A 25,557-nucleotide genomic window follows, 5' to 3' on the forward strand; every position below is an offset into this window, starting at 1 on the left:
AATCAGTTCACGCAGGACAATTTCTGTCGTATTTAAGAGCAATGAAAATTGATAGACCAAACATATGGGATTGAAAAAAACACTACAGCCAATAACTAAGCATTCGTGTGGTCGGTACGACCCAACATGAATGCAGTGTTGACTGAACCGGTGTATGTCGGTTTGTCCTTATGGGGATTGGTCTAGTTTGGGATGGGTTTTCAGGAGTCGGTTTTCCCTGATTTGGGATCGTTTACCTCAATTTTTGCTAAGGACTTAAAGCACACTGTACATTTTGTAGTTTCTCTCCACTGTTTTTCAGGTTTGTTTGGTCGTTTACTTTCATTTTGGCCATAGGAGTCCCGTTACGTCGGGATTCACGTTTTTTTATATAGGTCTGTTTAACTGTTTTTTGATTTGCTCTTGCCAGTGTAGCGGTGGCCCACGGGCTGTAAAAGTCGCAAAAGATAGCCGTGGCTTCGGCAGATGCCGGCTTGTTGACCCTTGCCTACAACCTTAAACGACTCTTTAATCTCGGTGTAAAGTTCGATATAACGGCCGTTTGCGCTGCGCTCAATTCGTTTTTAGGGGTTATGTTGCTTGCTATAACCCAATTATCCACTCAGCAAGCTTTAAAAATCGCATTCCCGAGAAATTTCATAAAATTCATGAAATACGGAAATCTTAACCCTGAAACTGAATTTAAAAGAAAATTAGTGTAGTTTTGAGACAGACTGCCGTTAGCTTTAATTTTATGAAAATCAAAACTCTATTATTGTTTCTGAATTTATCTCTTCTTGCAAGTGCTCAAGAACTAGCGACTTTTTGTGACAACGAATATGGAGGGAAAATTTTGAAAGAAACAAAATCGATTATCGATAGTTTGAAGAATAATGGAGCTCAAAATTTTATCTCACTCACTCATTATTCTGCTGGAACTGAGGCAGGATATGCTAAGATTCTTTGGAAACAAGAGAATGAGATTAGAGGGATAGAAATTAAGATTAATAAAACCGATAATGAACTTTACGAAACGACTAAATCTTCATTAATTACTGACCAAAATTTAAAAACGATTGAATTCTTGAATGGTAAAAAGTTGAATGAAAATAAAGAATTAAATGATATGTGTGAAGGTTGGATTTCACACCAACCATATTTTTTGCTTTATTACAATAATAGCGAAAATGAGGAATGTCTGAGTATTCCACAATCCAATACAGAATGTAATATTGAAGATTATCGTATAAAAATAATAGAGGAACTAAGTTTAGGTGCTTTGGAATTTCTTAAATTGAGAATAACAGAAGAAGAGTTTCAAAAACTTGAAATTAGAAAAAACTAAAGCTAACACCGGCTATAGTTCATTGCTTCTGACTTTCTTCTCGGAAAGTCCTCGCAAATTTGCTATCTTCGGTTTACGGCGGAAAATCCTAGCGGATTTTAACGCAACGAAACCATAGCCAACACGTTGTGCGCCAGCTAAAAATAATAAGAGCTATCTTGGTATTTAAAAAAAAGAACAATGGAAAAAGTAAATAATGAGAAGTGGTATAACAATTCTACAATAGTAGATACACTATTATTCATCTTACCTCCAGTCGGAATGTATGGACTATATAAAACCGAAAATTTAAAATCTAATATCAATAAGATTTTATACGGAATTCTCGGGTTTATTTCTCTTTTATTAACAAGCATCTATCTGATTAATCTCTGAAAATAAAAGGCAGACAAGAAAACTATTTTGAAATGGAAAATTCCAAATCGAAAATAATTAAAGAAATTGCGCAGGAACTGGATTGCGGTAATGACTGTTATTACAACTCTAAAACTGACGAAATTATAGCAATACCAAGTTTTACAATCATTTCGGACGATGAAGCATTTATGGAATGTTTTGGACGAGACTTGGGAAAAGTGGAGAAAAATAAATTTAACAACCAATAACAAGAAAGGTTGATAGAAATACACTGTATTCTGCGCATTAATCCCATTCAATTAACCATCCAATCCTGCTTTCAAAACCTCAATTAATTCAGCTCTGTAATTTCGTGAAACAGGATACTGTTGATGGTCATTGAGTACCACACTTTGTCCTTCTAATTTTTCAATGTGGTCAATATTGATAATATGTGAACGATGACAACGGAATAACTTATCGTGTATTTGTTCATAAACTTTTAGTGGTTTTGAGGAAAGTATCACTTTGTCTTTTAGTTGAAATTTACTGTACATTCCATCTGCGGTAATGGATAGTATTTCGTGAATATTGATGAAATAAGTTCCTTCATGTGATTTAATCACAATGACATTTTGATTCTCAATTGTTTTTAATTGCTGATAGGTGTTTTCTGTTTTCTTTTCTTTTAAAATGCGCTCCAAACATGCAGAAAGTTCAGTGTACTCTATTGGTTTTAGTAAATAATCGAAAGCTGAAAGTCTTATCGCTTGAATGGTATATTGATCATATGCGGTGACAAAAATCAATTTGAAATTGAATTCTTCTTCATTTAAAAATGATTTGATTTTTAATCCAATATGTTCGGGCATTTGAATGTCCAAAAATACAACATCAGGTTGCTCTTTTCGAATTAAATCAACCCCTTCCATCAAACTTTTAGCTTCACCAACTAATTGGTACGGAAGTCCGAGTGATTCTATTGAAAAAACCAATAATTCTCTTGGGTTAGGCTCATCATCGATAACAATGTATTTAATCATTTTCTTTCACTTTTATGGTGGTTTTTGTTCCTTGGTCAGTAGAAGAGACTTCTAAATCAACACTAATCTCATTGAGGGAGTTGATATACTTAATTCGCTTTCTAATCGCTTGCATTGCAAACGAATCAGATTTGTTGTTTTCTTGGTTAATTTGATTGGCTTTTTCTATTCCAATCCCGTTATCACTAATTTCTAGGGTGTAAGATAAATCATCAATTTTATGAAGAATAATGCTGATCTTCTTTTCGCCATGTTTATGTTTTAATCCATGATGGATTGAATTCTCTGCAATGGGTTGTGTAATTAAGGATGGAATTCTAAAGTCTTCTAAATCCATTTCTTCATTGATATTCATCTCAATATTCAGCTTATCTTCAAATCGATTTCTCTCTAATTCTAAATAGTTATTGAGAATGTCTAATTCTTGCCTTAAAGAAATCAGTTCTTTTTGTGAATAGTTTAATATTCCACGCATTAATGAAGAAAATTTCTGAACCATTTTGAAGGCTGCACCTGTTTCTTTTTTTGCAATTTTCAATTGAATAGATGAAAGGGTGTTGAAAACAAAGTGTGGATTCATCTGAGATCGAATTGCGGTTAGTTCCGATTTAAAAACCCTGGCTTTTAAACGCTCTTCTTGTATTCTTTTTAGGTTTTCCTTTCTCATGGTAGAGAGTCTCTTTTTTTGGATGCCGATTAACAAAAGAATGACGGAAATAAAAACAACGAGAATAAACCAAAACGATTTATAAAAAGGAGAATTAACATAGATTTTTACAGGATAATTTGTTGTGTTTTCATTGGTTTTTAGAATAAACGCTAATGTTGAATTTCCTTCTGGAACGAAAGCCATATTAAACTGGAAAGCATTTTGCTGATTGGCTTCCATTTTTGTCCATTCATCTTGGTTTCCTAATGTGTAATACAACTCATAATTGGTGAAAAAAGAAAGGTCTTTATTGGTTTTTAAAAACAACTCTATTCCCTTGTTTTGATGAGATAAGTTAATGGTTTCGGTGATCATTTCACCATTCTTTTGACTAATGATCAATGCTAAGTCTTTTGGAGGAGTTTGGTATATGAATTCCGAATAGTTATGAATTATATACACATCACTTAATGTTGTGATAAGTAAGTCTGTCTTATTCTTCGAAATATTAACAATGTCTTTCCCTTTTGTAAGCTGTGCTATAAAATTTATTTTTCTTACCTGATCAATATTTGCGTTGTATAAAACGACTTCATTTTTGTTATAACAAAGTACTTCTTCATCACTTATTTTTGTGATTTTCCGAATGTTTTTTAATGGAAGTTGTGTTGAATTTTTAGTCTTAAATTCAAGCACTTCTCCATTATAATCAAAAAGATAAATGAGATTTCCAAGTTTATTGACTGCAATAAGATTTCTATTTTGTTCGATTGTCTTTTCAATAGAATAGTCACTTCTATTGATGATTATTAATCCTGTTTTAGTACTTAAATAAAACTGTGAATTTATTTTGTCAAAATAAATGTTGTTATGCCACTTTCCTTTGTTAATTTTAATCCCTTTTGTCAGATTTTGAAAATCTTCAGAAGTAGCCACAAAAACATCGCTATCTACATAAATAGCTTTCGTGGAGTGAACCTTTTCTGATTCAATTACAGTATGTGTATTTAAGTCAATCACAAATAATCGATCACAGTAAACATATAAAAGGTCGTCTTTGTGTGCTATAGATTGTACTTCTCCATTTTTAGTCAAATGGATTACCTTCTTGATGTCTTGTTCGATGTTCCACGAAATAAGTGAACCGAGATTAGTTCCCAAAAATAAATTCCCATTCGTCAAATAAGACGCTACAATTTTTTCCTTTCTTTGAAGAATAGAGCTCATGTCATTTTTCATTATCTCAGTAGAAGGAATTTGAAGTACTCCTTCATATTTCGTCCCCATCCAAATATTCTCAAATTGATCAAATGAAATAGCATGAATAGGCGTTCCTTGGTAATAATGTTTCCATTTTTGTTGCTTAGGAATCCATATTGACAATCCATCATTATGACCTATTGTAATCAAACCATTTTTTTGAATTTTAATATCGTATAGTTTTACATTTAAAAGTCGAATAGGTAAATCAAATCGCATATTGATTTGACCTGATTTTTGATCAAATTCATAAACCATGTTTTCAGAAACGAGGTAATTGTTTTCTTTAGATGTGAAGACCTTGCGAACTGACTTTTTAAATTGTGTTGGAATTTTACATTGTTTTTGTAGGTTATATAAGTCAATTGTATTATGGCTTTGTCGGATTAAGAAATAACCCTTTTCTGTTTTTATAAACCCATGATGATACTGATCAATTCCAAAATCTATTTTCTTGAAATTAGTATTCTGACCAATAAAAAGTGAGTTCGGTGTAGTTACAAAAATTGAATCTTTGATGACCACTAAGTCTTTGATGTTTTCCTCAAAATGTTGGATGAGTAAAAGACTATCATTTTTTAATTGATAAATACTGTTGTTGAAACTTAAGGCGAAAATATTGTTTTCTTGCAAGTATATTTTATGAAAAGTTTCTTCTGATTCACTATGAAGTGGTGATAGCACTTTTCCTGTATATCTGAATAGCCCTTTTTCTGAGGCAATCAATATTTCATTCTTGGCTTTATATTCGACAATATCATATACAGTTCCGAAATGTTCATAGTCAATAGGAATAGTCATTGGTTCATTTTCCTGACTAAATAGAGGGAAACAAAGTAAAAATGTGATGAATGCTATTATGTTATGTTTAAACATATTCAAAATTAATATAAAAAAAATCGATGGTTTTGTCGTTTAGCAATTATATCTGTTGTTCAGCAATTGCTTACAAATAATTTGACCTCTTCTTGTTTAATTTGCTCTGAATTTAAAATAAAAATCTAAGAAAAATGAACAAGTTAACCCTGATTATCGCATTACTTTGCCTTGGTAACAGCACTATGGCTCAGCTAGGTGCGTTAAACAAAATGAAAAATAAAATCGAGAGTTCTAAAGCGAGTGTAAAGTCTGCATCAATGCCTGTTATTGGTGAAAAAGAATTAGATGAGCAAACTTATGCGGACCATGATCGATTGTTTGTGGCAGAAAACGGTCAAATGATTATTAAAGGGGTACACACCGCAGATTATACAGATGATATCAATTTCTCAGGTAATTATTATATCAACACTTTTGCCATTGAAGCACCAGCCAATCAATTCAGCAAGGATACTACAAAAGCTTATTTAGGGTTTGCAATTGAATACGACCAAGAAAAACACACTATGCAAATTCATTGGGATGAAGGAAACTCAAATTATGCAATGGTGCCAGATCGATATAAGTCATCTGCTGACAAAGGAAATGTAATGTTTCAAATGGGAATGACAGGTGGACCATCTTCTTGGTATAATGCAGAATGTTTATTGTTAGAACCAGGTGTAATTTTAATAGGTGCTAATGTATACCATAAAAATGATGAGATTGGACACCAGTGGATGAACAATATTACACCAGAATCTTTCATCATCGCTGCCAAAGACACTACGAAGTTTAAAGAGTACCAAAAAAATGTAGAATACACATCGAAAGTTGTATTTGAAAAATTTGATGCTTTGCGTGCCATGTGGAAAAACGATGAAATTAAAGATGCGAAGCCATTGCCTGCAGAAGGAATGAAAGACGCGGCTTTGAAATCTGACGCTTTGGCTTTGATTCAAAGAACTGCAAAAGGGTACAAATGGAAAGAAGAAGTAATCTATGCTTATGTGACTTCAACAGATTGGGAAATTAAAAAACATCCTTTTACTGGAGCAACATTAAAACGAGTAGCCAAAGCTATTGTGGTAATGAAAACACCTCAAGGTAATTATAAACGCGAAGGTTTTTACATCGCTCAAGATTATGTTGGAGGAGGAAACTTTGGAAAAACGTATATGCTGTATAACGACCAAAGAATCTACTATGTGAATCCAAATGACGCAATGAAATATAAAAACTAATCAACATATAAAGAATATGATGAGAAGGGACAGATAGTGTTGCGTGATCCTAAGAATATAAATATTATAAAATGATTCGATTTTTCATTATCGTAAAATAAAAACTCTTCTAACCTTTCACCAGCAATTGCTATTTAAAGGTTGAGAGCCTTTTGGATTCGATATCTTCATATTTTCTAAATAACCAAAATAGAGTTAGGTGACTGCAATGAAACCGTTAAACTTTGCAGAATATAATAACTCATTTTATGCTAAGAATTATAGTCCCTTTTAGTGACAATCGAGTCCGAGCTGGGATTCGATGAGGAAAGAACGCGTGGGGACTCGCACATTAGCAGGGGGCTTTTAAAGGAACTTATACGACAAATTACAATCAATTTATAGATGAAGATACTCGATTAAAAAGTAAAGATATGAACGATTTAAAAGTTGTTTGGACACCTGAAAAAATAATCTTTGCTGATGGAACAACTTTTGAATAAAATCTATGACAACAGTGGCGATAAGCAAAGTTAAGAGCTAACCCATTCAACTACTCATAGCCGAGGTCTTTATAGGCAAGCTAAATTATTTGCCGGTCCTAAAATGAACAAACTATTATACACAGAAATCGATGATATTATTAAAATCCTTGTACGCTTTGTTGTCTAAATCAAAAGCTAGTGATAATAGAAAAGCTAGCGATTTAACAGACAAAACCGAAAATTATATTGGGTTGGACTCAAATAAAATTAAGTTATTACAAAAAAAATATAACTGTGATGACCAAGAAGAATTAGTTATTAAATTGCAGGAAAAGGAATTGTATAATGAGGAATTTACGGAAGAAGAAAAAATTTTTTATGACAATCCTGAATGGGAATTTATAAAAAGTATTGCGGAACTGGGTTTCATTCTATATAGAGAACATCAATACGGTAAGTCGGTAGCTATAAACGAATTAATAGAGGGCTATTACCAAATTCACTTAGATGAACATCAAAATCCTTTCAAAGAATTAATAAATTTTACTCTGAAGTATTTTGATAGGTTTTTTGTTGAAAACCCAATAGAGGCTGAGAAATTATTAAAACATTCATTTCCAACTATGCACTTATATATTAAGCGACAAATTTCCACCCAGAAAAGCGAAATAACAAGTAGGGTTCCCATTGATGAGCAAAGAGCATTTGATGAGTTTTTAATCTTTTGCAAAAACGCTTTTTGTTCGCATTATCCAGATAAAACTATTCGGGACGAACGAATAAAATATAATTTCAAAATTTTTCATAACAGCTTAATTCAATTTATCGATGCTGAAGAAGCAAACTTATAAAATGTCAGCCCACAACATATGTGTATAAACTTTAGCATTCAAATGTCGCATAAAATTTGCTTCTTTTTAGCCCATTTGTTGTCATAAAATATAAACATAGACACAGCTATGCTTAGTTTTTCTTCCTAAACTGAACTAAAAATAATTCAAATTTTTCATACAACTTTTAAAAGTTAAATTGGTATAAGTGCCGGAGGGGGTGTGTTTGATTATTAGTTTATCTTGTATTTGTTGTTTTGGAATGGCAATTATATGTTTTGGGTGACATTTTAACTGTCCTCCCGAACTTTGATGTATTCACTACATGTTGTTATAAAGTCCCTAATTTCTTTTCTTATTACGATTATTTGTTCTTAATGATTTTGGGGTTTATGGTGTTAGAATCATATTATTTAGGTGTAATTGTTGACAATTATTTGACAAGATATTACTTCCCGAAATAAAATTTTAATTATTCGTGCTATGTTTGAATGTGATGGTGTAGTTAGGGTGTATATGCTGATAATGAGAATTTAAGTTCTATGAGAACCAACGCGAGGGGACTCGCGCACTAGCGGTGTAAAGTTCGATATAACGGCCGTTTGCGCTGCGCTCAATTCGTTTTTAGGGGTTATATTGCTTGCTATAACACAATTATCCACTCAGCAAGCTTTAAAAATCGAATTCCCGAGAAATTTCATAAAATTCATGAAATACGGAAATCTTAACCCTAAAACTGAATTTAAAAGAAAATTAGTGTAGTTTTGAGACAGACTGCCGTTGTAGGGCATTAAAAAACTGACTAATTGAGAATAGAAATAATCAACAGTGAAATCATTGACTTGAAGGAGTTCGAGTTGAATTGGAGATGGGAAAAGACTCATAACCCAGATATTTCTGATTTAGAAAAAGCTCAAATTGAACCAGTAAGTGAAATAGAATCAAAACGGTTAAATAAGGTAATTGACTATTTTGAAATTGAAGATAATTTAAGCAATGACTTTATTGAAACTGATTGGATAAGTGCAAGCAGTGAAAATGACGAAAAAATAGACACATTTCGCAATAAACTCACCTCAATTCTTGATACTTGGGACGAAAATGTGATTGTTACTTGGAATCGAACTACGGCACTGAAGACAACTAAAGAAATTTTTTTAAAATATTGGGACGACTTCTGTTATCCGAGCTCAGATGATGTGACTATAATTTCAGAAGAAACCAATTGGGTAATGTTTTATAGGCATTTTGAAGTTGCGAATATTTGGACAAGAAAAAAATGAAGTACAAGAATTATAAATCGGCTATCCACAATTTTACTCACTCTTTTATGAGCATTGACTACTTGAAAAGTGGTCGACTTGCAGTAAATGTGCTTATTGACTTGTACAACCTCGGACTTGAGCCCAAGACGACTTTTGACTTTATCAACAAGACCATTCAACCAATTGACGCAGAGTCAAAAGAGAGTAAGCAATTAATGAACGACTATTTAGATTGGTTACCAGACCACTTTGACAGCCATAATTGCGACCTGACAAAATTGGAAAGATTAGAGACAACAACTTGGATTGACTTTGATAAGGCATTTAGTCCACCGAGAATGAATAACGCAATTGAATTTACAGTCAATGCTATAACAAAATGGAAAGCCGACGGTAGAAACGATGAAATTATCGAAATGTCACAAAATGAGTTGATCAAGAAGAATTATTTGAAATTGAGAATACCTGAATGGAAATAAAAACGCCCTACAACAGCACCTAAGAAAACATGGGGCGGGCGGTGGTTTTAGCTAAGTTCGTTCTTCGTGGCTATCTTTGTCGCGGGCGGACAGGAAAATGCTTCAAAAAGCCCCACGTCTCTTAGCTGCGACACGTTGTACACAATTAAAAAAACTGAAACATGAAAAGAACAAGTATGGCAATCGCTTTATCATTTATGAGTCTTGGCTTATTTGCTCAAGAAAAGTATATGAAAGACATAAATGAGACTATAGAGCTTTCTAAAAAGGTTGTTTCATTGTTTAATGACAATAAAATCTCTGAATCCTTTGACCAGTTAACTCCTTATTGGCCAATGCCACAAAATGAACTTGAGTCGATTGAGGAAAAAACCATTAAATATCTAAATATAATTGAACAACGATTCGGAAAATCCATTGGAACAATAAAAGTAAAAAATGAGACTATCTCTGATATAGCAATTAGAGAGACCTATTTAATAAGATATGAAAATACTGCAATACGATTGATTTTCACTTACTATAGAAACAATAATGGTTGGATTGTAAATGCGTTTAAATGGGACGACTCATTTACTGAAGAATTTAAATAAAAACTGTGTACAATAACTAAGCATTCGTGTGGTCGGTACGACCCAACATGAATGCAGTGTTGACTGAACCGGAGCTAGTTGGTTTGCCTTTATGGGGATTGGTCTAGTTTGAAATGGATTTTTAGATATTGATTTTTCTAATTTTCATTTTGGCACATCTAATTTATTAATAAAAATTATATTGCTTGCTATAACCCAATTAACCACTCAGCAAGCTTTAAAAATCGCATTCCCGAGAAATTTCATAAAATTCATGAAATACGGAAATCTTAACCCTGCAAGCTGAACAAAACAAAATTTAAATATGAAAAAAACTATCTTATTACTAAGTCTATTGCTACTGACTTCAATAATGTTTGCTCAAAATTCGACTGACGAGTTAACTTCAAACTTTTTCGAAAAATATAAATCAAATACAGATGAGGCGTTTGACTACATTTTCGGAACTAATAAGTGGATGGGAGAAAACAAAGACGGAACGGAAAAAGTAAAATTTCAATTAAGGGAATATGCAAACCTTATGGGTGAATACATTGGATTCGAAAAGCTGACTGAAAAGTCACTTGGCGAGAGTCTAAAAGTATCGGTTTACTTAGTGAAATATGACAGACAACCTTTAAGGTTTATTTTCAAGTATTATAAAGGGAAAAAGGATTGGATGCTTTACAATTTGAAATTTGATGAAGATATTGATGATGAACTTGAGGAAATTATGAAATATGATTATTTGAATGGGAATTAAAGCCAGCAGGTAACACCGGCTATAATTCATTGCTTCTGACTTTCCTCGCGGAAAGTCCTCGCAAATTTACTATCTTCGGTTTACGGCGGACAAATCCTGCGGATTTATCCGCAACGAAACCATAGCCAAACACGTTAGTGGCAAGCATAAAAGAACCACAGTGCAAATAATAAACTATGCCGATAATAATTGATAACATAGAATTAGACGAAACAAATGTTGAATTCAATTATGCTTCTGACTTTGTAAAGCATACAGATAAGCTTGTTTATTTGACTGGTAAAGCAGGTACAGGTAAAACTACATTTCTAAAATACCTACGAGAGACAACTAAAAAAAATACTGTAATTCTTGCTCCTACAGGAGTAGCAGCAGTAAATGCAGGTGGACAAACAATACATTCTTTTTTTCAAATCAGACCAAGTGTTTATGTTCCAAATGATAAAAGGTTGAGGACTATAGCAGATTTGAATGACTCTGACCGTAGTACCATATTTGACCATTTTAAATATTTTAAAGAGAAATTGGAGATTATTAGAGGTATGGAACTTCTGATAATTGACGAAATCTCAATGGTTCGGTGTGATTTAATTGATGTGGTAGATAAGTTACTTCGTGTTTTCAGGAGAAAGGAAAATTTACCTTTTGGAGGTGTTCAAGTTATTTTAATTGGAGACACTTTTCAATTAGCACCCATTGCAAGACCTGACGAATGGAACATTCTGAAAGAGTTTTATTCAACTGAATTTTTCTTTGGTTCGAAAGTAATTGAGAATAATAAGCCTGTTTACATCGAATTAAAGAAAATCTATCGACAAAATGAGCAAGAATTCATAGACCTTTTAAACAGAGTTCGCGTAAATCAGGTTACCGCAAATGAATTAGGAATTTTAAACTCTAAGTTTAATCCAACGTTCTCGCCTGAAAATGGCTCTAATTACATTACGCTCGCAACTCATAATAAGATAGTAGATAGTACAAACCTTACCAAATTAGCCAAATTAGAAACAGAGTTAAAACTTTTTGAAGCTACAGTTACAGGAACTTTCCCTGAAAACATAATGCCAACTGAAAGAATCTTACAACTCAAGCAAGGCGCTCAAATTATGTTCATCAAGAATGACAGAGCGAAAAGATACTTTAATGGAAAGATTGCAAAAATAAAATCAATAGAAGACAATGCCATAATTGTTGAGTTTTCCGAAGGAAATGAAATAACAGTCGAAAAACAGGAATGGGAAAACATAAGATACAAATGGAATGACGAGGAAAAGAAAATTGAAGAAGAAATAATTGGAACATTTACTCAGTTTCCAATCAAATTAGCCTGGGCGATTACTGTTCATAAAAGCCAAGGACTGACATTTGAAAAAGTCATTGCAGACTTAGGTGCTGCGTTTGCATCAGGGCAAGTTTATGTTGCTTTAAGCCGTTGCACAACTTTTAATGGACTGGTTTTAAAGACTAAAATCCATAACAATGCTATAAAAACTGACCCTAATGTTTTATGCTTTGCACAAAACGAAACTCCAAGTACATTGATTGTTCAAGAATTAAATGCAGGTAAAGCTGACTTTTATTATAAAAAGTCAAGAGAAGCTGTGCAGAACTATGATTTCAATGCAGCTTACGAAAACTTTATTCAAGCAATAAAATATAGGAATGACGTTGAAACAAGAGGATTTAAAAAATATTTTATCACAATTGCTTCAAGAATTTCTTCATTTAAAAACAAATATCAAGGACTTAAAGACACACATGAAGAATTAGCTAAAATCAAGACGGAAATTGAAAACACAAATAATGAATTGTTAAAGGAAAATTCTGAAAACTTTGCCAAAATTAGCAAGCAGAATGATTCAATAAAACTATTACTTGATAAAACAAAGGAGTTTGAAAAGTTGACGAATCAGCAAGAGGGTGAATTAAAGGATTTAGTTGATAAAGTAAACAACCAAGAAAAGACAATTGAGGACAAAGAATCAATTATTCAACAACAGAAAAAAGCGATTACGGAATTAGAACAAATACTAAGGGTTAAAGAGAATGAAATAATTAGATTAAAGAATTTAAAATGGCATCAAAAATTACTTGGGAAGAAATAATGCCAGCCACTAAGCCGTGTAAAAATAATTGCTTGGTACGAGCCTATTCGGAAAATCCTCGCGGATTTTCCAGTTAGTTTTGTACTTGCTATGCTTCGTGCCAGCCCACGCAACTATTCTTACACAAACACGTTGTAGCCAATTTAAAAATCACGATTATGAAGAAAATTGCGAAGATTATTTTAATTAGTTTCAGCTTAATTATTTTAATAATTGCTGTCCTAATTTTTAGACCTGTCCCAATCGTATCTGAAGATAGAACTATTTCGGAAAGCGGAATTGTAACGGAAATTTATAGCAATAAAGGTAATGACGTTATTTTCGTAATGGAAAATACTGAACGTAGATTTTACATTAATAGAGGATTGGAAAATGGATTAGAATTAAACAATCTGAAAGAAAAATTAATCGGAAATCCAATCGTTGTGAAATATCCTAAATATTGGACACCACTCGACTGGAATAATAGCGTTAGACATATTTCTAAAGTTGAGTTTAACGATGAAATAGTATTTAACGAACTGAAAAAATAAAAAAACTGGCTACAATAACTAAGCATTCGTGTGGTGGGTACGACCCAACATGAATGCAGTGTTGACTAAACTGGTGTATGTCGGTTTGCCCTTATGGGGATTGGTCTAGTTTGGGATGGGTTTTCAGGAGTCGGTTTTCCCTGATTTGGGATCGTTGACCTCTTTTTTTGCTAAGGAATTATAGCGCACTGTACATTTTGTAGTTTTTCTCCACTGTTTTTCAGGTTTGTTTGGTCGTTTACTTTCATTTTGGCCATAGGAGTCCCGTTACGTCGGGATTCACGTTTTTTTATATAGGTCTGTTTAACTGTTTTTTGATTTGCTCTTGCCAGTGTAGCGGTGGTCCACGGGCAGTAAAGGTCGCAAAAGATAGCCGTGGCTTCGGCAGATGCCGGCTTGATGACCCTTGCCTACAACCTTAAACGACTCTTTAATCTCGGTGTAAAGTTCGATATAACGGCCGTTTGCGCTGCGCTCAATTCGTTTTTAGGGGTTATATTGCTTGCTATAACCCAATTATCCACTCAGCAAGCTTTAAAAATCGCATTCCCGAGAAATTTTATAAAATTCATGAAATACGGAAATCTTAACCCTGCAACTGAATTTAAAAGAAAATTAGTGTAGTTTTGAGACAGACTGCCGTTGGCTGTAATTATAAAAACTCGCTTTAAGAATAAAATAATCTATGAGAAATTATATAACGAAAATAAATGATAGAAATCTACAAAGAAAAAAAGCTAGTGGAATTACAAATTATGTTTTATACTCTATACTAATTATAGTAATCTTTAAGTTAATTGATTTACTTCCTAAAATAAGTGAAGATTTTAGTTCTTTAACTTTTGTTGAAATAATTATGTATTCATTAAATTCCTCATTAGCTATTTATATGATTTATGAAAGTTTTTTATCTTCTATAGGTAATTCTTCTTCTTTAAGAGTACTTAAGAATTCTAAAGAATCCGAAAGTTATTTCAAACCTCTTATAGAGTCATTATTATTTGTAACTCCTACAATACCTACAATATATATAGCTTTCAATAATTTTAATGATGACGTTAAATTCTCTCCATATTTAATTTTTATGTCTATACTATCATTATTCAATATAATTCTAGCGATAGCAGTGCTTTTTACTAAAGATAAGGATCGGTATAAAATATATAAAGGAACGAATGATAGTAAAAGCAATACTTTATCAATAATAATCCTAATAATTTCAGTTATAGTAATAACTTATTCTATAAACTTATTATTTAATCTAAATTCTGATTTAGACAAATTGAATCTTTTCATATTTGGATTTTTAGCATTTTCTATTCTAGTTATTTTACAACGAATTATTGATAATTACAGTAGTGATATTTTTACCAAAGATTTAGAGAATTTAGAATATGAAATATATGTCAAAAATCTTTCAGATAATCAAATAAGGCATATACTCCAGCATAAATATATGGGGTTTTTAATAAATGATTGGATAACAAATAAGGAAGATGAAATATCCTCAGAATTAGATTTAATTAATACTACCAAAGTTAATCTAACTAAAGAAAGAAATGAATTATCAAAAGTTGATAAGGAAAAATACCCTATAGAATATAATGGTAGGCTAGAAAAAATTGAAAACGAAGAATTCAATCTAAAAATGAAAATTTCAACCTTCTTTCTGGATAGTATTGCAGAGGTTGATGAGATTGTTAAAAAAGACAATAATATTAGTAAATCTGAAAAAGAAAAATTAATAAAACTCAAGAAAGATTTAGAAAAAAACTTAAAAAAACTAACATAAATAACTACTGGCAATAATAACTAAGCATTCGTGTGGTCGGTACGACCCAACATGAATGCAGTGTTGACTGAACCGGTGTATGTCGGTTTGCCCTTATGGGGATTGGTCTAGTTTGGGATGGGTTTTTAGAAATTGATTTTTCTAATTTTCATTTTGGCACATCTTATATATTTTTAAAAATTATGTTGCTTGCTATAGCCTAATTATCCACTCAGGAAGCTTTAAAAATCGCATTCCCGAAGAAATTTCATAAAATTCATTAAATACAGAAATCTTAACCCTGCAACTGAATTTAAAAGAAAATTAGTGTAGTTTTGAGACAGACTGCCGTTGTAAGTAATTTTAAACACTTCACATTTGAAAAATATTTATTGGATTTTAATACTGATTTCTTTTCAATCATTCGCTCAAAACGGACAATGGTTTGATTTTGAATTAGACAAAAACGTTCGATTTAAATTGCCAGCTGAAAATGCCAATCTTTTCGATTCTGAACAGGACGGAATTAAAATGTACGAACTATCAGCTGAAAAAAATGACATAGTTTACAGCGGGAATAAAATGCTGATTGATGAACAAAATCTACCGAATTCTAAAAAGGAATTAATTAGTCTTTATGATGAAGCTGTACCCAACATTTCAAAAAGCTATCCGAATACAACTGTTTCGAAACAAGAAATTAACAAGAATGGGCTTATCGGACAGAAATTGACCTTGACTGACAGCAGTGGAAATCGACTTTATGAATCGGAAGTTTATTTAATGAGCAATCAATTATTCTTGTTTAATTGTATTTCAAAAAATGATACGGGAATTACAGACTCTGACTATTTTTTTAATCATATTTCGTTACCAAAAATCTCTGAAATAAAACAAATAACTGGAAAATCTGACTTTTGGAAATTGATTTCCGTTTTTAAAACTGAATTGCTGATTTTATTGGGAATTGTCGGATTGATAGTTGGAATAACACTAATAAGAAAAAAAAAACTACACACAATAACTAAGCATTCGTGTGGTCGGTACGACCCAACATGAATGCAGTGTTGACTGAACCGGTGTATGTCGGTTTGCCCTTATGGGGATTGGTCTGGTTTGGGATGGATTTTCAGGAGTCGGTTTTCCCTGATTTGGGATCGTTGACCTCTTTTTTTGTTAAGGACTTTTACCAGCGAGTTCAACAGATCGTTTGAGTTTGTGGTAGAGTGTTGCAAACTCTGGAACCGAAATAATAGCCCTTTGGATAAGGGTGTCACTTTTTTTTCATAACTTTAAATATTAGAATTAAACATTACTTAAAGGTAGTGAATCGTGATGTAACTGTCCCGTGAAGCTACCTTTAGGTTTAGTTCAACACCGGCTATAGCAAATGCGGGGTAAAGTGCTAAAATGAAAGTAATTACACAAAATAAACTAATCGCTAATCGGATAAGTAAGTGCCTTGAAACCCGCACTTGCCATAGCCGAGAACCGTTGTGAGTAATTTAAAAAGACAAAATATATGGCAACATTTATTGAAATCGCTAATCGACTAGCAAAAAACTTCGTAACAAGTTCTGATAAAGCATCCGCTGTAAGACATATAATTTCCGAGATTAACGGCCTTATTTATACAGAAAGTAAAAAACCATTAGATTATTCGGATAAAAAATTAATAGTACAATATATTGGGGAATTTATATCTCGAAAAAGACCATTTCAATATAGAGATGGTGGACAAGTTATAATCTCAGAACAAAAAGATAACACTCAATATCTTGATATGGTTGACTATATATTAAACGAATTAGACAAATGACAGATAACGAAAAACTGACCTTAATAATCGCTGGAATTTCTGCATTATTTGCATTAGGCTCGTTAATTGTAGCAGTTATCTCGTTAGTAAAATCAAATAGCTATTCTAAAAATTCTCTTGATAAATCTGAAATTCAAAATATGATTTCTCTTGGAAATTTAGAACTCTCAATAAGTGAAAGGATTTCAAATTCTAAAGATAAAGTTGGAGATATTACTCTTATTATATCGCCGTTATTAGCAAAAAAGTCCAGTAATTCATTGACAACTGACGAGGAAGCAACTCTAAATGCTCAGAAAAAGGTACTTGAATCAGCAATAGAAAACAATATCAATGCTTACGAAGATGCTTGTAGTAAATATTTAGATAAAAGAATTGATAAGAAAAGATTCAAAAAATCGTATCATACAGAAATCAGACAACTTGTAGAAAGTAAAAAATTAGAAAGATACTTTAATCCTTTGACTTCAAAATTTAAAGCTTTACTAAAAGTCTATGATGAATGGAATAATTTGGAAAAATAAAAAAACTGGCTACAATAACTAAGCATTCGTGTGGTGGGTACGACCCAACATGAATGCAGTGTTGACTGAACCGGGATTGGTTTTCCCTTAATTGGGATTGTTAACTGCAATTTTTGATGTGGCCGCTTACCTTTCTATATTAAATTGAGTAACCGAAAATATTATGTTATTTCCTGCAGTGCGCGCAAAGTCAAATAGCATTGGCAATAAATTGATATTGCTTTAATGGAAAGAGTTTCTGTTTATTCAATTATTGCTTATGTTTCGTCTTTCGACTTCGCTCAAGATAAATTACACCGTAGGCTCTTACGATCAAAGGATTGTAGCCTGCGGAACGAAAGAATGAGTACGTGCTGAAGGTAGGGTGTTTAAATCGATCTTGAGAATTTAAGTTCAATGAGGAAAGAACGCGAGGGGACTCGCGCACTAGCGGGGGGCACTAGCGGGGTGGATGGATTTCGGCTTTTGTAATTAGAAAAATTTACGGCGATCCAACAAGGTAATATAAAATTAATTATCGATTCCTTAAAACACCCTCCTTGAGGATAGTTTTATTTTATTTCCAACTTATATAATAGGATTTTGACTGGTAACCGTGATTTTTTTGTGCCGCTCTGATTTCAACCTTGAATCCTCTTGCAGCTAAATATTTTGGATAATTAAATGTATTCATTAAAGCATTACCACCGCTGAAAGGATAAATTCGTCGATAATTATATTCCACCTCGGAAATAGATTTTTCTTTAAATCCTTTCATGTCAGTGTCAATAAAATCAAAGCTGATATATGTTTCTTCATTCTTAGCTTTTTCAATTATTGCTAAATTTAATACTTCGTAGTTTGGATGGTAATTGAAAGTTTGCATTAGAAAATCTTTATTCTCGGGAATTTTATCTGACAAACATAATTTTTCCAATATTTCTACATAATTCATATCCTCAATTATTTATAGATTCAACGATTTTTAAACTTAAACATATAAAGAAACTAAATCTCACGCAGATGTTTTGACTATTTTTTCAAAGAATTTTTCAAAGGTTGATTTTAAAAGATATAGTCTAATCGCTTTTTCAAGTTATTTGCCAGCAATAATTTCTAAAACGGTATTATTTGTTTAGTATCATTTTTCGTTCAAAAATCTCAACTTTAGTTTGTTTTTATTTCAACTCAACAATAACACTTTTACAACTGTTTTAAACTGTTAAAACTCTTCTTAATTAAATCTTAAAATAAATGTTATATTTGAAATTATCTCCCCTTGAAATTTATTGATAGTAATTTTTTCCTAAGAGGGAATGATATGTAATGTTTTAATTTAGGAGAAAAATTTTATTAAATAATTAATCACAAAAAGAGTATCATCTTATAAATGGCAAAAACAAAAAATAATTTTGAGCAGGACCTGTTCAAAGCAGCAGATAAATTGCGTAAAAACATAGACGCTGCAGAGTATAAACACGTAGTTTTAGGGCTTGTATTCTTAAAATACATTTCGGAATCTTTTAAAGAATTGTACGATAAATTAGAGGCAGACGAATGGTCCGATCCTGAAGACCGCGATGAATATTTGGCCGAGAATGTCTTCTTTGTTCCTAAAATGGCACGCTGGAGTCATATTCATGCACAAGCCAAGCTTCCTTCTATTGGTCAAACCTTGGATGAAGCTATGGAAGCTATAGAAAAGGAAAACAAAGAACTTAAAAACGTGCTGCCGCAGGTGTACGGAAAAGCCAATCTAGACAAAACTGCTTTGGGTGAGCTGATCGATTTGATTTCTAATACAGAATTACAAGCCGAAAATGAAAACTCTAAAGATCTCTTTGGTCGAGTGTATGAGTATTTCTTAGGCGAATTTGCCAATGCCGAAGGGAAAAAAGGCGGACAGTTCTATACTCCTAAAGCTATTGTGAGATTAATGGTGGAAATGATTGAGCCATACAAAGGTAGGGTATATGACCCAGCAAGTGGTTCTGGGGGAATGTTTGTGATGAGTGAAAAATTTGTTACGGAACACCAAGGAAACATAAAAGATATTACGGTTTATGGGCAAGAGAGTAACCAAACGACTTGGAAGCTTTCTAAGATGAACTTGGCTATTCGCAATATCAACTCTAAGTTTGTGGCTTGGAATACCGAAGGTTCTTTTTTAAAAGACGCACACCCTGACTTAAAAGCCGATTTTGTTATTGCCAATCCACCGTTTAATCAAAGCGATTGGGGTGTGGATATTTTGCAAGAGGATGCACGTTGGAAATACGGAATCCCACCCAAAGGGAATGCTAATTACGGTTGGTTACAGCATATGCTTTATCACTTAGCGCCTACGGGTGTTATGGCAACGGTATTGGCAAATGGTTCGTTGAGTTCTAACACCTCAGGCGAGGGCGATATCCGTAAAAACTTTGTAGATGAAAACTTAGTAGAATGTATTGTGGCTTTACCAAAACAATTATTCTATAACACTGGTATTCCTGCTTGTATTTGGTTTATGCGTAGGAATAAAACTAGCGACAAAACCTTATTTATTGATGCCTCTGAACTGGGCTTTATGAAATCTCGTGTGCATAGAGACTTCTCTGAAGAAGACATTGCTAAGATTTGTGATACTTACCATAATTGGCGTGCTTCGACAAGCTCAGCATCTAAATACGAAGATGAAAAAGGCTTTTGCAAAAGCGCATCGCTTAAAGACATACAAAAACACAGCTACGTATTAACTCCTGGCCGCTATGTAGGTATTCCAGACGAAGAGGACGATGGTATCCCCTTTGAAGATAAAATGGCAGAGCTAACCGCAACTTTAAAACAACAAATGCAAGAAGAGGAAGCGCTGAACCAAGAGATTAAAACACAACTGGCTAAAATTGGGTTTTCGTTATGAGTAGTGTTGTAGATAAAATTCCTGAGGGTTGGGTTGAAAAAACTTTGGGTGAAGTTGTAACCTTTCAAAGAGGTTTTGATTTGCCTAAAAAAGACAGAAAGGAGGGATTGTTTCCATTACTGGTTTCAAATGGTCAAGATGGGACACATATCGAGTACAAAGTTAAAGGGCCGGGTATTGTAACTGGACGAAGTGGTTCTTTAGGGAATGTTTTTCTTTCTGAACTAGACTTTTGGCCACTAAACACAACATTATGGATTAAGAATTTCCACAAAAATAATGTGAAGTATTGTTATTATTTTTTGAAAACTTTTCCATTTGAAAGATATAATTCAGGTTCTGGGGTACCAACGTTAAACAGGAATCATATTCATCCAATACTAGTCAAAATTCCAAAAGACCTCCAAGAACAAAAAGCCATAGCCCAAGTATTAACAGCTTTCGATGATAAAATAGAAAACCTACAAGCCCAAAACCAAACCCTAGAAACCCTAGCACAAACCATTTTTGCAGCGTGGTTCCTGCCTAGCCGGCAGGCAGGTGGGAAGTATCAAGTGGGCGATGAATTGCCAGAGGGGTGGCGTGTTGGGAAGTTGTCAGAGGTTGCAAAATTAAAATCTGGATATGCATTTAAATCCAAAGACTTTGTTGAAGAATCAAATTTTAAAGCAATAAAAATAAAAGATTTAAAAGGGAATGGAAAAATTAGTTTGAATGATATCTCAAGCGTTTCACAAGAAATTACAAAACTTGAAAGAGTACAATATTTTAAATTAAATGAAGGGGATATTTTGTTGGCAATGTCTGGTAACACAACAGGCAAAATAGGTATTATGCCATCTTCAGAAAATGAAATTTACTTAAATCAAAGAGTAGGTAAGTTTTTTATGAAACAAAGTAAATACAATAGCTTCTTGTATAATTTTTTGATGTCAGGTTCTTTCGAAGAAAAGATATTAGCAATGGGATACGGAAGTGCTCAGCCAAACATTAGCCCAAGCCAAATTGAAAATATCGATGTTGTTTATCCTGATGACCATAAAATGATGGAGTTTTCAAATATTTCAGGTCCTATATTTAAAAAAGTGCTAAAAAACACCACACAAATCCAATCCCTAGCCAAAACCAGAGACACTTTATTGCCTAAACTCATGAGTGGGGAGTTGCGGGTTGAGGGGTTTGGGGGGTAAATCTTATTTGATGTAAATATAAAATAGAATGTAAAAAGAAGTATATATAGCTGGTTATTAAGTTTTTTTTATTTGATGGTTATTTGATAAGGGTATGACAGAAACACAATTACATAAATTATTAGAAGAAGTAGTAAAACAACCTAGAGAAAGTGAATGGGTACAATTTAAACATAATTTTCACTCAGCAGAAGAAATAGGGCAAAGACTTTCTGCACTTGAGGAACATAACGCAGCTACGGCTTCGAGAATTATTCGAGACACATTAGCTTCTGGACTAATTAAAGATGATGACCCAACCACAAAATCGAGAAAGTATGCAAAATATATTCCTTTTTGGGCTTAATTCTTATTTGATGGATAAGCTTATATATGAATATGGACCCAAGCTAATGCCTTGTAAAATCAAGGTAATCTTATTTGATGGTTATTTGATAACAGTACTAAATAACACTAGAATATGGTAACTGAAAATACAATTGAACAATCCTTAATTGCGCAATTGATTGCACAAGGCTACACCTATCATTACGGCCCAGACATTGCCCCTTTTGGTGACAATCCACAAAGAGAAAATTTTGTTTCTGTTTTATTAGAAAATCATTTTAAAGATTCGCTTGAACGACTAAACCCTAATATTCCAGCATCAGCACTAGCGGAAGCTTACCAAAAAGTCATAAACCTAGGGACAGAAGATATTATGGAAAACAACGAGCGTTTTCATTCTTATCTAACTAACGGTGTTACGGTTGAATTTAATAAAGAGGGACGAACGGTTGGGGTAAATGCAAGGTTGATGGATGTTGAAGAGCCAAATAACAACTCTTTTTGGGTTGTCAATCAGTTGGTGGTAAAAGAAAACAATAGTGAAAAACGATTTGATGTCGTTTTGTTTATCAATGGTTTACCACTAGTCTTTATAGAGTTAAAGAGTGCTTTAAACGAAAAAGCCACGTTGCGTAGAGCTCACCAACAAATTGGTAACTACAAAACTGCGACTCCTAGTATTTTCTATTATAATTCTATTTGTGTTATTAGCGATGGTATAGAAGCAAAGACCTCTAGTTTATCTGCTCCCTTTTCTCGTTTTCTAAGCTGGCGTGCGCCTGAGCTTATAGAAAATGATCCACGTACAGAATTGCAGATTCTCACAGAACATATGTTGGATAAAATGGTGCTTGTAAGGCTAATCAGGTACTGTACTGTTTTTGAGCAAGAAGAGAAAAAAGATGAAAAAACAGGTTTAATATTTCAAGTTAAAATCAAGAAGGTTGCTGCATATCATCAGTATTACGCAGTACAGAAAGCTGTAGAACAAACCATTCGTGCTACCCATAGCGAGGATGGCGACCGTAAGGTTGGCGTAGTTTGGCATACGCAAGGAAGCGGAAAGTCATTGTCTATGGTTTTTTATAGCGGGCAAATTATTGTGCAACCAGAGATGGAAAATCCAACCCTGGTAATTCTAACCGATAGAAATGATTTAGACGATCAGTTATTTAGCACCTTTGGAAATTGTAAAGATTTACTGCGTCAAACTCCCAAACAAGCCACAAGCCGAGATCATATTAAAGAACTTCTTAAGGTATCAGGTGGTGGCGTAATTTTTACAACTATTCAAAAGTTTGCACCTGCGGAGGGCAATGTTTTCGATACACTATCAGAACGCACCAATATTGTGGTTGTTGCAGACGAAGCACACCGTAGCCAATACGGTTTTAAAGCACGTGAGGTAGAAACAGACGATGGTTCAGAAATCCGTTATGGAAATGCCAAGTATTTGCGTGATGCGTTGCCTAATGCTTCTTATCTTGGATTCACAGGAACGCCAATTGAAAAAGAGGACAAAAGTACCCCTGCAGTATTTGGAAACTATATTGATGTATACGATATAAAACGAGCTGTTGATGATGGCGCTACTGTTCCTATTAGCTATGAGTCTCGATTGGTTAAAATTAAATTGGATGAAAAGACAACTGAATCTATCGATTCTGAAATAGAAGAAATAGCAGGAGTATCTGAGGAGCAATTAGAATATGCTAAAAAAAGAACGGCCAATATTGATGCTATAATTGGTCACCCAGAGCGCGTTAGAGATATAGCTGCCGATATCGTTTCGCATTTTGAAGCAAGACAGGAAGTATTTGAAGGAAAGGCGATGATTGTGGGTATGACACGAAGGATATGTGTTTTGCTATATAATGAAATCGTCAGGTTACGCCCCGAATGGCACCATGACGATATGGACAAAGGGGTTATTAAAGTAATAATGACCAGTTCTTCAGACGATGAAGCTATTTTACAACCTCATCACACCACTAAAAGTCAGCGGAAAGATCTTGCCATTAGAATGAAGGACACCACCGACGAATTAAAATTGGTGATTGTACGTGATATGTGGCTTACAGGATTTGATGCACCAAGTTTACACACCCTTTACGTGGATAAGAAAATGCAAGGGGCCAACTTAATGCAGGCGATTGCTCGGGTAAATAGAGTTTATAAAGATAAGCCTGGTGGGCTCATCGTAGATTATATTGGAATAGGTCAAGATCTTAGGAATGCTATGGCGGTTTATATGCAAAGTGGAGGTGAAGGCGCTCCTGTTGTAGATATTCGAGAAGCTATTGCTGGTATGTTAGAGAAGTTCGAAATTGTAGAGCAGATGTTCCATGGTTTCGACTATAAAGAATACTTCGAGGCTGAAACAAGCAGAAGGCTGCAAATTATTTTGGCGGGTCAGAACTTTATTCTATCCAGTGAGAAACTAAAAGATAGGTTTTTAAAAGAGGTAACGCTGCTTTCAAAACTTTATGCGATGTCTATACCAAGCCCAGAAGCGAATGCTATTAAGGATGTGGTTGCCTTCTTTCAAGCTATAAAAAGTAGGATTAATAAATTTACAGGCAGTAGTGGGAAGTCGGATTATGAAGTAGAAACAGCTATCAAGCAAATTATTGATGATAAACTAGCTAGTGATGGAATTGTTGATGTATTTGAAGCTGCTGGTATTGAGAGTCCGAAGGTTAGTATTCTCTCGGATGAGTTTTTACTTGAGGTAAAAAATATGCAACAAAAGAATGTTGCATTCGAGTTATTGAAGAAATTATTATGTGATGAGGTTCGGATTCGTAAGACCCGAAATATAGCCCAAGGGAAGCGTTTTTCTGAATTGTTGGAATCTGTTGTGAAGCGTTATCACAATAATCAGATAGATTCGGCTCAAGTTCTTCAGGAGCTATCAGAAATTGCCAAAGAGATGCGATTGGAAGATCACAAGAGTGAGGAGTTGGGATTGAGTCCAGAGGAGTATGCGTTTTATAGTGTTCTTTCTCAGAATGATTCGACTAAGATGTTGGATGATGAAAAAATGAAAGAGTTAATTCACACCATTGTCGATGTTGTTAGAAACAATGCTACCGTTGATTGGAGTAAACGTGATGATGTTCGTGCAAAGTTGAGATTAACGGTTAGAAAGATTTTAATGCGTTATGGCTACCCTCCTGATTTGGCTCGAATAGAAGCGGATCGTGTTATTGCTCAGAGTGAGAATTTGGCGGAGTTTTTTAGTGGGGTTTAGGAGAGAGGCTTTCTGATTTTACTTGATGATGAAGGAAGGTCACTCGAGTGGACTCGGACATTAGCGA

23 protein-coding genes are annotated in these 25,557 nt (G+C 33.6%); 20 read left to right on the top strand and 3 right to left on the bottom strand.

The annotated features are described in order from the left end of the window. Nucleotides 1-452 precede the first annotated feature (452 nt). The 3 genes from H4O20_RS07015 (at nucleotide 453) to H4O20_RS07025 (ending at nucleotide 1,929) form a co-directional block, all read left to right on the top strand. A complete protein-coding gene (locus H4O20_RS07015) occupies nucleotides 453-701 on the top strand; it encodes a hypothetical protein (protein WP_185098740.1) in 249 nt (82 codons plus the stop codon). 32 nt (nucleotides 702-733) lie between these two features. Then, nucleotides 734-1,324: a hypothetical protein gene (locus H4O20_RS07020; RefSeq protein WP_139856838.1), complete on the top strand. Its 591-nt coding sequence runs from the start codon at nucleotides 734-736 to the stop codon at nucleotides 1,322-1,324. Between the two features lie 407 nt (nucleotides 1,325-1,731). Continuing rightward, nucleotides 1,732-1,929, top strand: a complete 198-nt coding sequence (locus tag H4O20_RS07025; protein ID WP_185098741.1) for a hypothetical protein — start codon at nucleotides 1,732-1,734, stop codon at nucleotides 1,927-1,929. 51 nt (nucleotides 1,930-1,980) lie between these two features. Here H4O20_RS07025 and H4O20_RS07030 read toward each other — a convergent pair whose 3' ends face one another. Then, the gene (locus tag H4O20_RS07030; protein ID WP_139856526.1) at nucleotides 1,981-2,703 is read right to left on the bottom strand and encodes a LytTR family DNA-binding domain-containing protein; all 723 of its coding nucleotides are present in this window, start codon (nucleotides 2,701-2,703) and stop codon (nucleotides 1,981-1,983) included. Then, nucleotides 2,696-5,488 carry a histidine kinase gene (locus tag H4O20_RS07035; protein WP_139856527.1) on the bottom strand — a complete coding sequence of 931 codons (2,793 nt, stop codon included), beginning with the start codon at nucleotides 5,486-5,488 and terminating at the stop codon, nucleotides 2,696-2,698. The genes H4O20_RS07030 and H4O20_RS07035 overlap by 8 nt, the downstream gene beginning before the upstream one ends. Nucleotides 5,489-5,622: 134 nt before the next feature. Here H4O20_RS07035 and H4O20_RS07040 point away from each other — a divergent pair, with 134 nt between their 5' ends. From H4O20_RS07040 to H4O20_RS07100, 13 genes are all read left to right on the top strand, one after another. After that, the gene (locus H4O20_RS07040; protein WP_139856528.1) at nucleotides 5,623-6,714 is read left to right on the top strand and encodes a hypothetical protein; all 1,092 of its coding nucleotides are present in this window, start codon (nucleotides 5,623-5,625) and stop codon (nucleotides 6,712-6,714) included. A gap of 643 nt (nucleotides 6,715-7,357) precedes the next feature. Continuing rightward, nucleotides 7,358-8,029 (top strand): hypothetical protein, encoded by a 672-nt coding sequence (locus H4O20_RS07045; protein ID WP_221442765.1) that lies wholly within the window; start codon nucleotides 7,358-7,360, stop codon nucleotides 8,027-8,029. Nucleotides 8,030-8,814: 785 nt separating this feature from the next. Next, on the top strand, nucleotides 8,815-9,291 hold the full coding sequence (locus H4O20_RS07050) for a hypothetical protein (protein WP_139856530.1): 477 nt from the start codon (nucleotides 8,815-8,817) through the stop codon (nucleotides 9,289-9,291). Then, on the top strand, nucleotides 9,288-9,752 hold the full coding sequence (locus H4O20_RS07055) for a hypothetical protein (RefSeq protein WP_139856531.1): 465 nt from the start codon (nucleotides 9,288-9,290) through the stop codon (nucleotides 9,750-9,752). Before H4O20_RS07050 ends, H4O20_RS07055 begins: the two co-directional genes overlap by 4 nt. Nucleotides 9,753-9,913: 161 nt before the next feature. After that, nucleotides 9,914-10,345, top strand: a complete 432-nt coding sequence (locus H4O20_RS07060) for a hypothetical protein (RefSeq protein WP_139856532.1) — start codon at nucleotides 9,914-9,916, stop codon at nucleotides 10,343-10,345. A gap of 304 nt (nucleotides 10,346-10,649) precedes the next feature. Continuing rightward, nucleotides 10,650-11,087, top strand: a complete 438-nt coding sequence (locus H4O20_RS07065) for a hypothetical protein (protein WP_185098742.1) — start codon at nucleotides 10,650-10,652, stop codon at nucleotides 11,085-11,087. A gap of 176 nt (nucleotides 11,088-11,263) precedes the next feature. Continuing rightward, nucleotides 11,264-13,192 carry an ATP-dependent RecD-like DNA helicase gene (locus tag H4O20_RS07070; RefSeq protein ID WP_185098743.1) on the top strand — a complete coding sequence of 643 codons (1,929 nt, stop codon included), beginning with the start codon at nucleotides 11,264-11,266 and terminating at the stop codon, nucleotides 13,190-13,192. Nucleotides 13,193-13,350: 158 nt separating this feature from the next. Further along, on the top strand, nucleotides 13,351-13,725 hold the full coding sequence (locus H4O20_RS07075) for a hypothetical protein (protein WP_185098744.1): 375 nt from the start codon (nucleotides 13,351-13,353) through the stop codon (nucleotides 13,723-13,725). Nucleotides 13,726-14,100: 375 nt separating this feature from the next. Further along, the gene (locus tag H4O20_RS07080) at nucleotides 14,101-14,349 is read left to right on the top strand and encodes a hypothetical protein (protein WP_185098745.1); all 249 of its coding nucleotides are present in this window, start codon (nucleotides 14,101-14,103) and stop codon (nucleotides 14,347-14,349) included. 61 nt (nucleotides 14,350-14,410) lie between these two features. Then, nucleotides 14,411-15,517, top strand: coding sequence for a hypothetical protein (locus H4O20_RS07085; RefSeq protein ID WP_185098746.1), 1,107 nt, complete (start codon nucleotides 14,411-14,413; stop codon nucleotides 15,515-15,517). Nucleotides 15,518-15,874: 357 nt separating this feature from the next. Beyond that, nucleotides 15,875-16,555: a hypothetical protein gene (locus H4O20_RS07090; protein WP_185098747.1), complete on the top strand. Its 681-nt coding sequence runs from the start codon at nucleotides 15,875-15,877 to the stop codon at nucleotides 16,553-16,555. Nucleotides 16,556-17,018: 463 nt separating this feature from the next. Beyond that, nucleotides 17,019-17,315, top strand: a complete 297-nt coding sequence (locus H4O20_RS07095) for a hypothetical protein (RefSeq protein ID WP_185098748.1) — start codon at nucleotides 17,019-17,021, stop codon at nucleotides 17,313-17,315. Beyond that, entirely contained in the window at nucleotides 17,312-17,839 is a 528-nt protein-coding gene (locus tag H4O20_RS07100) for a hypothetical protein (RefSeq protein ID WP_185098749.1), read from the top strand. The genes H4O20_RS07095 and H4O20_RS07100 overlap by 4 nt, the downstream gene beginning before the upstream one ends. A gap of 556 nt (nucleotides 17,840-18,395) precedes the next feature. Here H4O20_RS07100 and H4O20_RS07105 read toward each other — a convergent pair. Then, entirely contained in the window at nucleotides 18,396-18,773 is a 378-nt protein-coding gene (locus H4O20_RS07105; RefSeq protein ID WP_185098750.1) for a hypothetical protein, read from the bottom strand. Nucleotides 18,774-19,208: 435 nt separating this feature from the next. On the opposite strand from H4O20_RS07105, the gene H4O20_RS07110 reads away from it, so the two are divergent. The 4 genes from H4O20_RS07110 to H4O20_RS07125 all read left to right on the top strand — a co-directional run bounded on the left by H4O20_RS07110 (nucleotide 19,209) and on the right by H4O20_RS07125 (nucleotide 25,490). Further along, a complete protein-coding gene (locus H4O20_RS07110) occupies nucleotides 19,209-20,720 on the top strand; it encodes a class I SAM-dependent DNA methyltransferase (protein ID WP_185098751.1) in 1,512 nt (503 codons plus the stop codon). Next, the gene (locus H4O20_RS07115; RefSeq protein ID WP_185098752.1) at nucleotides 20,717-21,910 is read left to right on the top strand and encodes a restriction endonuclease subunit S; all 1,194 of its coding nucleotides are present in this window, start codon (nucleotides 20,717-20,719) and stop codon (nucleotides 21,908-21,910) included. Before H4O20_RS07110 ends, H4O20_RS07115 begins: the two co-directional genes overlap by 4 nt. A 94-nt stretch (nucleotides 21,911-22,004) precedes the next feature. Further along, nucleotides 22,005-22,256 (top strand): hypothetical protein, encoded by a 252-nt coding sequence (locus tag H4O20_RS07120; RefSeq protein WP_185098753.1) that lies wholly within the window; start codon nucleotides 22,005-22,007, stop codon nucleotides 22,254-22,256. Between the two features lie 114 nt (nucleotides 22,257-22,370). Next, nucleotides 22,371-25,490: a type I restriction endonuclease subunit R gene (locus H4O20_RS07125; protein WP_185098754.1), complete on the top strand. Its 3,120-nt coding sequence runs from the start codon at nucleotides 22,371-22,373 to the stop codon at nucleotides 25,488-25,490. The last annotated feature ends 67 nt before the right edge of the window (nucleotides 25,491-25,557 follow it).

This window comes from Aequorivita sp. 609 (assembly GCF_014212065.1).
In the GTDB taxonomy this organism is placed as follows: domain Bacteria; phylum Bacteroidota; class Bacteroidia; order Flavobacteriales; family Flavobacteriaceae; genus Aequorivita; species Aequorivita sinensis.